Raw genomic sequence first — 12115 nt, forward strand, 5'->3', positions numbered from 1 at the left:
AAAAAGCCCCGTTTTATCGAGGCTATCGGGCATTATATTTCTATATCAAACTGAGTTAAAGACTTGAATTGTTGTAATCGACTGGCAACTTCTGCTTTACTGAGCGTTTCCATTCTTTCGGTTCCAAATTTCTCTACACAAAAGGAAGCTAAATTAGAGCCGTAAATAATAGCATTTTTCATGTTTTCAAAAGAAATATTTTCGCTTTGCGTAATAAATCCAGAGAAACCACCAGCAAAAGTATCTCCTGCTCCGGTTGGATCAAAAACTTCTTCAAGCGGTAAAGCGGGCGCAAAAAACACCTCTCTATTGTGGAATAAAAGCGCTCCGTGCTCTCCTTTTTTAATCACCACATATTGAGGCCCCATTTCCTGAATTTTGGCAGCCGATTTTACTAATGAATATTCACCTGAAAGTTGGCGCGCTTCTTCATCATTAATTGTAATTACGTCTACACGTTTAATTACGTCTAATAATTCAGGCAAAGCACAATCCATCCAAAAATTCATAGTATCCAAAACGACCAATTTGGGTTTTACCTCCATTTGATCCAAAACACTACTTTGTACTAGTGGATGCAAGTTTCCTAACATTACCACATCTGCATCTTTATAATTTTGAGGTACTTTTGGTTGAAATTCGGCTAAAACATTCAACTCAGTTACCAAAGTATCACGAGAATTTAAATCATTGTGATACAAACCACTCCAAAAAAACGTTTTACCGCCTTTTACAATTTCGATTCCCGAAATATCAATGTTTTTGGAAGTTAAAAGATCTAAATGTTCTTGAGGAAAATCATCACCCACTACAGAAACTATAGCCGATTGCAGATTGAAAAATGATGCTGATAAACCGATATAAGTTGCTGCACCACCTAAAATTTTGTCCGTTTTTCCGAAAGGTGTTTCAATTGCGTCGAACGCTACCGTTCCAACGATCAATAATTTATTCATTTTTTGAATTTGGAATTAAAGTGCAAAGATACTTTATAACTACCAAAGTTGCAAAGTTTGAAAGTCTGAAAGTTTTCATAAATAAAAAAAGGTGTTATACATCAAAAACACCTAAAAGACAACAAATTACAACACAGATCAACAAACAAAACTACCTATTAAGAAACTTCATTTTCATAATAAAAATCAACCGACAACTGGCTTTTTAACGAAGCCATAACCGCTAATTGATCACAGCGTTCATTTTGAGGATGATTATTGTGCCCTTTTATCCACTTAAAATCGACTTGATGTTTGCGATAAACAATCAAAAATCGCTTCCACAAATCGGGATTTTTTTTTCCAGCGAAACCTTTTTTTTCCCAACCAAAAACCCATTTTTTTTCTACAGAATCCACTACATATTTCGAATCGGAAATTATTAAAACGTTCCTGTTTGGTTTTTTTAACTTTTCTAACCCTACAATTACGGCTAGCAATTCCATCCTATTATTAGTTGTTAGTCGAAACCCTTCATAAAATTCTTTTCGGTGCGTTGTTCCAACCAATTCCATCACTACTCCGTAGCCTCCGTTACCGGGATTGCCTTTTGCAGCTCCATCCGTATATATATGTACTTCGTAGTTTTTCATTACTAAATTTGATATGAGAATTAGGTAAGCAAATCCGCTATCACTTTTGGAAAATGCATTTGTTCCAGTCCGTGAATTTTTTCGGCAACCGTTTCGGCAGTATCCAAATCACTTACACTTACTTTTTCTTGAAAAATGATAGCGCCTTCATCGTAATTTTCATTTACATAATGAATTGTAATTCCAGTTTCAGCTTCTTTATTTTCGACTATAGCCCTGTGAATGTGCATGCCATACATTCCTTTACCACCATAATTAGGTAAAAGCGCAGGGTGAATGTTAATTATAGCGTTCGGGTAAACATCGATTATATTTTTAGGAAATTGCCACAAAAAGCCGGCTAAAACAATCAAATCAGGACAGATTTGGTTGATAATTTGTAGTACTTTGCCTTCATTTAGGTCGGTTTTAGTGAATATTTCGACTGGAATTTGAAGATTTTTAGCCCTATCTATAACCTTTGCATTTGCATTATTAGTAAGCACTAAAACCACTTTAGCCAAAGGTGAATCTTGAAAAAACCGAATAATATTTTCGGCATTACTACCTGATCCTGAGGCAAAAACGATAATTTTTTTCATGAATAATCTCAATTAAATTTATGCAAAAAACGGAATAAAAATCGAAAATAAATAGCTTTATAAAAGCTTTGTTAAAATTAATTTTATAAATTAGTGTTACATTTATTAACTAAAGTGTTGTTTTAAAATAAAGTTTTTTATTTTTGCCAACAAATTAAATTCTAAAATTAAAGATTATGTCAGACATTGCATCAAGAGTAAAAGCGATTATCGTAGACAAATTAGGTGTTGACGAAAACGAAGTTGTAACAGAAGCAAGCTTCACTAATGATTTAGGAGCTGACTCATTAGACACTGTTGAGCTTATTATGGAATTCGAAAAAGAATTTGATATTCAAATTCCAGACGATCAAGCAGAAAACATCGCTACTGTAGGTCAAGCTATTTCTTACATCGAAGAAGCTAAAAAATAATACACCAAACACCCGATTTTTATTAGAAAATTCTAAAGTCGGGTGTTGTTATTTTTTCAAGATTCCATTTTGGGTTGAATTTCAATCAAAAACATTTCTATAGTAACCCATTGCTCTTAAATTCCAAATCATTAAGAAAGCATGGGTTTTATTAGTTTAAGCATACAAAAGACATAATTTATGACATTAAAACGAGTGGTTGTAACAGGATTAGGTGCTCTTACTCCTATTGGTAATAATATCCAAGAATATTGGGAAGGCTTGATCAATGGAGTTAGTGGTGCTGCCCCTATCACCTATTATGATACCGAAAAACATAAAACAAAATTTGCATGTGAAGTTAAAAACTTCAATGTAGAAGATTATATGGATCGTAAAGAGGCTCGTAGATTGGATAAATTTGCTCAATACGCAATTGCAGCTAGTGACGAGGCGATAAAAGATGCCGGTATTACTGATGATAATGTACAAAAAAACCGTGTAGGTGTTATTTGGGGAGCTGGAATTGGAGGCTTAGAAACGTTTCAAGACGAGGTAATTTATTACACGAAATGCGATGGAACTCCTAAATTCAATCCGTTTTTTATTCCTAAAATGATTGCCGATATTGCTCCTGCTCATATTTCGATGCGAAATGGATACATGGGACCCAATTATACTACTGTATCGGCTTGTGCCTCTTCGGCAAATGCTTTAATTGATGCTTTCAATTATATCCGTTTGGGTATGTGTGATGTTATCATTTCTGGTGGTTCTGAAGCTGCCATTACCATTGCTGGTATGGGTGGTTTTAATGCTTTACATGCCTTATCAACCCGAAACGAAAGTCCTGAAACAGCATCAAGACCCTTTGATGCAATGCGCGATGGTTTTGTTTTAGGCGAAGGAGCTGGAGCTTTAGTCCTGGAAGAATACGAACACGCAAAAGCTAGAGGTGCTAAAATATATTGCGAAATAGGCGGTGGCGGAATGTCATCTGATGCTTACCACTTAACCGCTCCGCATCCTGAAGGAATTGGAGTAATTGCAGTTATGGAAAACACCTTGCGTGATGCCGGAATGAAGCCTGAAGACATTGATCATATCAATACCCATGGAACTTCGACTCCCCTTGGTGATGTTGCCGAATTGAAAGCAATTAGCCATGTTTTTGGAGATCATGCTAAAACTATCAACATCAATTCTACTAAATCAATGACTGGACATTTATTAGGTGCAGCAGGTGCTATCGAAGCGATTGCTTCTATATTAGCCATGCAACACGGGATTGTTCCACCAACGATTAACCACAGTGTAGTTGACGAAAAAATTGATCCGTCATTAAACTTAACGCTAAATAAAGCTCAAAAGAGAGAAATCAATGTAGCAATGAGTAATACTTTCGGATTTGGAGGACATAACGCTTGCGTTTTGTTTAAAAAAGTAGCCGAATAATATCACTGTGATCATGAGTATTTTCAAAAAAATATTTTCAAAATCCCGTTCTCAAGAAGGCGGGATTTTTTTTGATTCTATTCAGAAAATTCTTGGTTTTCAGCCAACCAACATCGAAAACTATAAGAAAGCATTTACACATCGTTCCTCTAACAAACTCGACGAAAAAGGACATCCTATCAATTATGAACGATTAGAATTTTTAGGCGATGCTATGCTGAGCTCGGTAATTGCAGCCCACCTTTTTAATGAAGTTCCTACTGGCGACGAAGGTTATTTAACCAAAATGCGTTCTAAAATTGTAAGCCGGGAGCACTTAAATGAATTAGGAAAAGATTTAAATCTCATTCAGTTTATAGAAAGTAAAGTTCCCGTTCAACATTTTGGCGAGAACATCCACGGTAATATATTCGAATCGTTAATTGGAGCCATTTATTTAGACAAAGGATATGGTTTTTGCGAAAAATTTATCCATAAAAAAGTGATCGAACCGTACGTGGACATTCCGAGGTTAGAAGGAAAAGTCATCAGTTATAAAAGTTTGGTAATTGAGTGGTGCCAAAAAGAAAAGCACGTTTTTCATTATGATATTTTTGAAGACAACGGCATTGGAGGCGAGCGATTATTTGGCGTAAAATTAAGTATTGACGAGAAAGTTGTAGCCAGAGCCAGAGCCACTTCTAAAAAGAAAGCCGAAGAAAAAGCCTCGCAAAGAGCCTATTTTGCTTTTCAAGAAAAAATGAATAAAAGCAAAGCCAAATAAGTTAAGTCTATAACGTTATCGTTTATAATTTAACAAAAACAAACCATTCGATATTATTTAAGCTCCGATAGAAATGCTATATTTACAGCTTAAATTGACAAGACAATGGCCGTACATAAATTGGATCTTGGCGAATTTGATGAAATTGATTATAATTTAATTGCAATTCACACTTCTTTAGAAGATTATAGACTCGCTTATTTTATCAATCAAAAATTGCCAATCAATTTAAGTAAAAGTAAAAATGAAATCGAAATTAGTTTTCAGGAGGAAAACAGTCAATTTTCAAGATTTTATTTTTATGATGAAGAAAATACCATGGATTGGAATTTAATTCAGAATAAAATCGAAATAAAAGTGTTGAAAAATCCCGAACAACACGATTTATTTTCAGAAACAATTACGGAAGTAGTAACAAAAGTATATTTGCTACCGGAATTCAAAAAAGTTGATTATTTTTTAAAAGTTGAAAAGAGTGAGGAAGCTTTCGATATATTAAAAATACTGCAACTTTTAAACACCATTGATTCCATATCAACGGTTTACGAAGTTGATACTAGTAAAATAAAATCAAAAAACAATTTAATTTTTTAATAGAATGCTTACAAACAAAAAAACAAAAATTGTAGCCACACTTGGGCCTGCAACCAGTACACGTGAGATCATTAAAGACATGATCGACGCAGGTGTGAATGTGTTTAGAATTAATTTTTCGCATGCAGATTACGAAGGAGTTAAAGAAAAAATAAACATTATTCGCGGATTAAACGACGAATTTGGATATACTACTGCTATTTTAGGAGATTTACAAGGACCTAAATTACGCGTGGGCGTTATGGAAGAAGGTGTAATTGTAAACGACGGTGACGTGATTACTTTTACTACTGCCGAAGACATTTTAGGCACCAAGGAAAGAGTATTTATGAAATACCAAAACTTTCCAAATGATGTAAATCCAGGGGAGCGCATTTTGTTAGATGACGGGAAATTAATTTTCGAAATCCTTACAACAGACAAAAAAACCGAAGTAACCGCCAAAGTGATTCAAGGTGGCGAATTGAAATCGAAAAAAGGAGTTAACTTACCTAATACCAAAATTTCGTTACCTGCTTTAACTGAAAAAGATATAGCCGATGCCATTTTTGCAATTGAACAAAAAGTAGATTGGATTGCCTTATCCTTTGTAAAAACGCCTCGTGACTTACAAGATCTTCAAGAATTAATCGACAAACATTCTGATTATAAAATTCCAATTGTAGCCAAAATCGAAATGCCAGAAGCATTAGAAAACATGGATAAAATCGTGGCCTATTGCGATGGATTAATGGTTGCTCGTGGTGATTTAGGTGTTGAATTACCAGCTCACGAAGTACCATTGGTTCAAAAAGATTTGATTCGTAGAGCCAAAACTGCTCGTATTCCGGTAATTGTGGCAACTCAGATGATGGAAACCATGATTACAAGTTTGACACCAACCCGTGCCGAAGTAAACGACGTAGCCAATTCTGTAATGGATGGTGCAGATGCCGTAATGTTATCTGGTGAAACGGCTACTGGAAATTATCCGGTACAAGTAATTCAAAAAATGACACAAATCTTGGAAGCAGTTGAAGATTCTCCGCTTATCCAAGTACCACAAAACACACCACAAATTAAAACCAAACGTTTTATTACCAAAACGATTTGTCACCAAGCTGCTTTAATGGCCAACACAATTGGCGCAAAAGCAATTTGTACATTAACAAACAGTGGTTATACTGCATTCCAAATTTCGGCTTGGAGACCTAATTCGCATATTTTAGTATTCACATCTAACAAAAGAATTGTAACACAATTAAACCTTTTATGGGGTGTTCGCTCTTATTTTTATGACAAAGATGTAAGTACAGATGATACCGTTATCGATGTAAATGACATTGCCAAAGAAAAAGGCCATGTTTCTAAAGGAGATTATTTAATCAACTTAGCTGCCATGCCAATTAAAGAAAAAGGAATGGTGAATACGATGAGAGTTACCGAAATTGAATAGTTTCAGTCTCTAACTTTTTAAAACTTAAAGTCCATAAAATAATTTTATGGGCTTTTTATTTATCTAAAATCAAATAAAGTCTTTACTGCTCAACTTCACAAGTAGGACAAATTATAATTTTAAAATTACATGAATTGGCAATAAAACACAGTTGATGTGCTTCGTGATGCAAACTGATAGCTTGAGCAATTTGTTTTTCATTCTGAATAACTGCTTTCGGAAATAACACGACTTCTATAAATTTGCCGCTTCCTGTTTCATTTACTTCCACCACACCCTCTGCAGTACTTGAATAACTTAACAAATCTATTTTGTGTTTTTGGCAAACGTAAAAATAAGACATCATCTGGCATGAAATCAAACTGCTCAACAACAGATCTTCAGGATTGTAAAATTCAGGATTTCCTTTAAACTCTTTTGCAGCCGAAACTTTTAGATCAGGTTTTCCTGTTATAGAAACCGTGTGGTTTTTATAATTTTTTCGATCCGTAAGTAAGTCTTTTTTCCAGTTAGCTTGTACTTTAAATTCTACTTTTAAACTCATTTTTGTTTCTTTTTAAAAACAGGGTAAAAATATAAAATCACGCATTGGCAAAGTTCCTTAAATAAAAAAAATACAGATAAAAATTCTATCTTTTTAGTGCAAAATGCCCAGAAATAAAAGTTTTATCATCAAGATTAGCCTTAAACCAATAATCCGCAGATGGCACTTCCTTTCCGTTATAAAAACCATTCCAGCCACTGTCTTTTGAAGATAACACTATTAATAATTTCCCATATCTATCAAACACTGATACTTTAGCATTTGGAAACTTATTTATACCGCTTATATTCCAGACATCATTAAACCCATCACTATTTGGAGTAAAGAATTTTGGATAATCAATAACTGTGACTTCTTTCGAATTTTCCCCGCATCCTAATTTATCTCTTACATAAGCCAAATAAGTTCCACCTTGAACATTATAAAAAATATTATCTCTTTGATAATTTACACCGTCTATAGAATATTCAAAGTCACCATCACCTCCTGCTATAATTTCAATAAAGTTGTTGTCTGATAATTCTTTATATTTTATCTCTTTGATAGAAGGAAGTACAGAACGAATTAATTCAAATTCAAAACTATTTTCACAATAAATGTCATTTAGAATTTTTCCGACAGTTAAAGTATAATTACCCGAATTATTTAAGTCTACTTCGTGGGTGTTTGAAATAACTTCTCCATTTTCAAATTTCCAAGTATAACTATCAAAATTAGCATCTGTAGTTAAATGCAAAAAAGGTTCTAAATCGCATAAAAAATAAGTTTTTTCAATATTTACATTTAGTAGATCATTTACGATTAGATTAAAACTTGTTTCAGAATTGCAAAGACTATTTACTTGGTTTTCTACTTTTACTTTTATTATTTGTGATTTTGGCTGAGTATTTTTAAATAATGTTGGTAAAGGACTTGGTAATTGATTTCCATTGCTATCAAAATAGGTTATTTTTAAGCCCGACTGGTTTCCTATAATCTCTGCTTCGATAGTAGACATATCAAAAGTAGCATAACCATTTCCTTCATCGCAAGCATATTTATTTATTGGTTTATTAATTTGAGGTTGTGAAGTCGTTTTTAAAACCAATGGTGTTTCTTGATAACAATTGCTTGAAATATTTGTCACTCTAACTGTTATTACTTCTCCATTTTTTGTTGTATTAGTATAAGGATTAGGCAATGGACTCGTCAATGCATTTCCGTTAGTATCAAAATATGAAACCTTCAATCCTTGCTGATTTCCTAAAACAATAGTCTCAATCTTCGAAGTGTCAAAATATTCCGAAATTCCATCATTATTGTCATCACAACCTATTAATTCTTGCAAAGAATTTGCAACAGGAACTGGACTTACTATCAGCTTAAATTTCGATTCATTATAACAATTTGTACTTGTATTGATAGCTTTTACTTTTATCGTTTCTTCCTTGATCACTAAATTGGTAACTGTATTTAATGGAGTTACTATTTTTTGACCATTTTGATGATAGAATTCAACATTTATATCTGTTGATCCTCCAATAACTAATGTTTCTAATGACTTTAAATCAAATTGACCAAAACCATCTGTATTATCATCACAAACAATTAAATTGGAAATAGCCGATAAGTTTGGCAACGGATTTACTATTAAATCAAAAGTAGTTTCGGAATAGCAACAAAGGTTATCTTTATGACTTACTCTTACTGTTATCGTCTCTCGATCTTTGATCGTATTTGTGAATGGATTAGGGAGTGATTCATATTTGTTTCCTTTACCATCAATAAAAGTAACATCCTTATCCGTCTGCCCTCCTAATACTTGTTGCGTAATTGTTGAAGTGTCAAAAGAAGTTGAGAAACCTGTGTTAAAACTATTTTCGCATGCATATATATTATTAATCCCATAAGCTTTTGGTGGTTCTTTGGCATCAATTGTTTCCGTTAACGTTTCAACAGTTCCATCTTTTCCTGTAACTATAGCGGTAACTGTGTAATTTCCATCTACAGAAAAATCATGAAATGGTGACAAATCGGTTGATGTATTTGCTGTTCCCGAAGTTGGATCTCCAAAATTCCATTGTACAGAAGCAACTTTAGATGAGTCATCAATACTAAATTCTTTTAAGAATTCTGAGCAGATATTTGAAAAATTCATTTCAAAATGATTGGTAACATTTTTTACATTTCCTGTTACGTTGATGTAGAAATTGGCGTTGGGAAAACCAAAATCAGCTGTTGATACGTACTTATTATCAAAATTGTAATAAGTTCCAGGTTGATAAGTACATCCTCTTTGCCAGGAAGTACCATTATCTTGACCAGATCCTGCTATAAAAGCTAGACCATCTCCCCATCCAATTCCTTTAAAAACTTCAACTAAAATTTTTTTAACACCTCGTGGAATTGTTATAGGTGTATCAAAATCAACTTGTATTATATTGGATGAAAAATCATAGCCAATACTAGTTGGGAGGCTTTGAATTTGACTACTACCAATTAAATCACTTTCGGAAAAAGAAGCCGGAAAATTGTCATCAATTTTGTAAATATTAAAACTAATCTCTGAGTGGGAAGAACCTGTTTCGCTAATTCCAACTTGACCAGATCTAATTACGAATTCTTCATTATCAGATATTCCAAAATCTTTTAATGTAAAATCTTTTGCCCAATATATGTAAGTAGAGCCACAAGAATAAATATCCGCGTCTTTTACATCATCACATACATTATGAGAGAGTTTGGTTACTTTTCCTTCGCTTTTTATACTCGATACTTCGCCAGTTACATTGATATAGAAGTTCGCATTAGGAACTGGGGGAACCAAATTTTTTGTAGAAACTAAATTGTGCGAATATCCACAACCACTTAAAGATTCACCTTTATCTTCTACAGTACCTGCAACAAGAATTTCTTCCAAAATGGTATAGTCAGAAAATTTAATCCTACTGACATTTACTAAAATTCTATCAACTCCAGCAGGAACAACTATAGGTGTTTCAAATTCGGTTTGAACAATTTCAGGAACGCCATTGACAATTGGAGTTACTCCAAATGCCGCCCTTCCTAATGTTTTTAACCCATTAATTGAACCCAGTAATCCAGAAAAATTACTAGGAATACTATAAACAGTAACATATAAATTTGCCTTAATATTAGATTTACTAATTCCAATCTGTCCTGAATTGATGATAAATTGTTCATTGGGTTTAATCCCAAAATCAGATAATTTAAATATTCTTGCCCAACTTTGATCTTGATTACAAGAAAGCACATCATTCTTAACTAACGTAGTTCCAACATTATTAGTAAGGGTTATTTGAGCATTGCTGTATTGAAAACATAGAGGAATAAAAAATAAAAATATTTTTTTAAAAACACTTTTTAAAGTTTTTATCATACTATTATATTTTTGGGGCTAACTTAATTAATACGTAAATCATCATTCTCAAAAATTGCAGATTACATTTATTAATAAGACCCAAATATAATAATGTAATTGTTATGTAAAACAAAAACCCTTGACAGAATAACTATCAAGGGTTTTAAAACAATTGAAAACCAATAATTAAAATTTTCTATTATTTTACCGAAAACTTAAAGGTAGTTTTTGTTTTATAATTTTCACCAGGACTTAAAACAGTCGTTGGAAAGTTTTTTTGATTTGGAGAATCTGGATAATGCTCCGTTTCTAAACAAAGTCCAGTTCTGTGTGCATAGGTTCCGCCATTTCTCATTGGTAAAGTTCCATCTAAGAAATTACCAGAATAAAACTGAATTCCAGGTTCATCTGTAGTAATTTCTAAAAACCTTCCGTTAGAAGGATCGTAAACAGATGCTACAACCGTTTTTCCAGGCTCTGGATTGTTTAAAACCCAACAGTGATCGTACCCTTTACCTCTTTGTAATTGCTCGTTTGTAGCTTCAATTTCTTTACCAATTGTTTTAGGTGTTCTAAAATCAAAAGGAGTATTCGCAACATCGTCTAATTTTCCAGTTGGAATTAAAGTCGCATCTACAGGAACGATTTTATCTGAATTGATCATTACTTCTTGATTCAAGACATTTTTAGTAAAATCTCCAGATAAATTAAAATAAGAATGTTGTGTTAAGTTTAATACCGTTTTCTTATCAGTAGTAGCTTCATAGGTTACATCCAAAGCATTGTCTTTGTTTAAAGTGTAGGTCACAAAAACAGTTAGGTTTCCAGGGTAACCTTCTTCCATATCTTTGGCAACATATTTCAGTTTCAAAGTAGCTGTTTCGCCACCTTTTGCTTCTTCTGCAGTCCACACCACTCTATGAAAACCTTCAGGCCCTCCGTGCAAATGATTTGGTCCGTCATTAGTTGCTAATTTGTATTCTTTTCCGTCTAAAGTAAATTTGCCTTTTGCAATACGGTTTCCATATCTTCCAATCAATGCTCCGAAGAAAGGATTCGGTTTTTGATATTGATCAATTGAATTAAAACCAATCACAACATTTTCAGAAACTCCTGCTTTATTTGGAACTTTTAGGTCAGTAATGATACCTCCGTAAGTAATGATATCTACTTCCATTCCGTTTTGGTTTTTCAATTTGTAACTCGAAATAGAATCACCTTTTTGAGTAATTCCATAAGCTGATTTTACAATTGAAACACTGTCAGTTTGTTGTGTTGCAACAACTTCTTTTTCTTCTTTTTTTTCGCTTTTACATTGTACTGTAACCGCAGTTAAAGCCAATAAACTTAATCCAAGAAAACCTTTCTGTAAACCGTTCATAAATTGTTTTTTTAGTTAATA

Annotated in this window: 11 protein-coding genes; 5 read left to right on the top strand and 6 right to left on the bottom strand. The window is 33.2% G+C overall.

The window, feature by feature from the left end:
* Nucleotides 1–32 precede the first annotated feature (32 nt).
* From I5M07_RS06500 to purN, 3 genes are all read right to left on the bottom strand, one after another.
* Nucleotides 33–956, bottom strand: a complete 924-nt coding sequence (locus I5M07_RS06500) for a PfkB family carbohydrate kinase (RefSeq protein ID WP_200105408.1) — start codon at nucleotides 954–956, stop codon at nucleotides 33–35.
* A 158-nt stretch (nucleotides 957–1114) separates the two neighbouring features.
* On the bottom strand, nucleotides 1115–1588 hold the full coding sequence (rnhA, locus tag I5M07_RS06505; protein ID WP_200105409.1) for a ribonuclease HI: 474 nt from the start codon (nucleotides 1586–1588) through the stop codon (nucleotides 1115–1117).
* 20 nt (nucleotides 1589–1608) lie between these two features.
* Nucleotides 1609–2169: a phosphoribosylglycinamide formyltransferase gene (purN, locus tag I5M07_RS06510; RefSeq protein ID WP_200105410.1), complete on the bottom strand. Its 561-nt coding sequence runs from the start codon at nucleotides 2167–2169 to the stop codon at nucleotides 1609–1611.
* A 176-nt stretch (nucleotides 2170–2345) separates the two neighbouring features.
* Here purN and I5M07_RS06515 point away from each other — a divergent pair, with 176 nt between their 5' ends.
* From I5M07_RS06515 to pyk, 5 genes are all read left to right on the top strand, one after another.
* Complete coding sequence (locus I5M07_RS06515) at nucleotides 2346–2582, top strand: acyl carrier protein (protein ID WP_007137004.1); 237 nt, start codon at nucleotides 2346–2348, stop codon at nucleotides 2580–2582.
* A gap of 180 nt (nucleotides 2583–2762) precedes the next feature.
* Nucleotides 2763–4016 (top strand): beta-ketoacyl-ACP synthase II, encoded by a 1254-nt coding sequence (gene fabF / locus I5M07_RS06520; RefSeq protein WP_200105411.1) that lies wholly within the window; start codon nucleotides 2763–2765, stop codon nucleotides 4014–4016.
* A 13-nt stretch (nucleotides 4017–4029) separates the two neighbouring features.
* Nucleotides 4030–4779, top strand: a complete 750-nt coding sequence (gene rnc / locus I5M07_RS06525) for a ribonuclease III (protein WP_200105412.1) — start codon at nucleotides 4030–4032, stop codon at nucleotides 4777–4779.
* A gap of 105 nt (nucleotides 4780–4884) precedes the next feature.
* Nucleotides 4885–5373 (top strand): IPExxxVDY family protein, encoded by a 489-nt coding sequence (locus tag I5M07_RS06530; RefSeq protein WP_200105413.1) that lies wholly within the window; start codon nucleotides 4885–4887, stop codon nucleotides 5371–5373.
* A 4-nt stretch (nucleotides 5374–5377) separates the two neighbouring features.
* Nucleotides 5378–6808 (top strand): pyruvate kinase, encoded by a 1431-nt coding sequence (gene pyk, locus I5M07_RS06535; RefSeq protein WP_200105414.1) that lies wholly within the window; start codon nucleotides 5378–5380, stop codon nucleotides 6806–6808.
* 82 nt (nucleotides 6809–6890) lie between these two features.
* Here the strand turns inward: pyk and I5M07_RS06540 are convergent, their stop codons facing one another.
* The 3 genes from I5M07_RS06540 to I5M07_RS06550 all read right to left on the bottom strand — a co-directional run bounded on the left by I5M07_RS06540 (nucleotide 6891) and on the right by I5M07_RS06550 (nucleotide 12094).
* Complete coding sequence (locus tag I5M07_RS06540) at nucleotides 6891–7352, bottom strand: OsmC family protein (RefSeq protein ID WP_200105415.1); 462 nt, start codon at nucleotides 7350–7352, stop codon at nucleotides 6891–6893.
* 85 nt (nucleotides 7353–7437) lie between these two features.
* Nucleotides 7438–10731, bottom strand: a complete 3294-nt coding sequence (locus I5M07_RS06545) for a T9SS type B sorting domain-containing protein (RefSeq protein WP_200105416.1) — start codon at nucleotides 10729–10731, stop codon at nucleotides 7438–7440.
* Nucleotides 10732–10912: 181 nt separating this feature from the next.
* A complete protein-coding gene (locus I5M07_RS06550) occupies nucleotides 10913–12094 on the bottom strand; it encodes an aldose epimerase family protein (protein WP_200105417.1) in 1182 nt (393 codons plus the stop codon).
* Nucleotides 12095–12115 lie beyond the last annotated feature (21 nt).

This window comes from Flavobacterium agrisoli, assembly GCF_016522065.1.
Taxonomy (GTDB): domain Bacteria; phylum Bacteroidota; class Bacteroidia; order Flavobacteriales; family Flavobacteriaceae; genus Flavobacterium; species Flavobacterium agrisoli.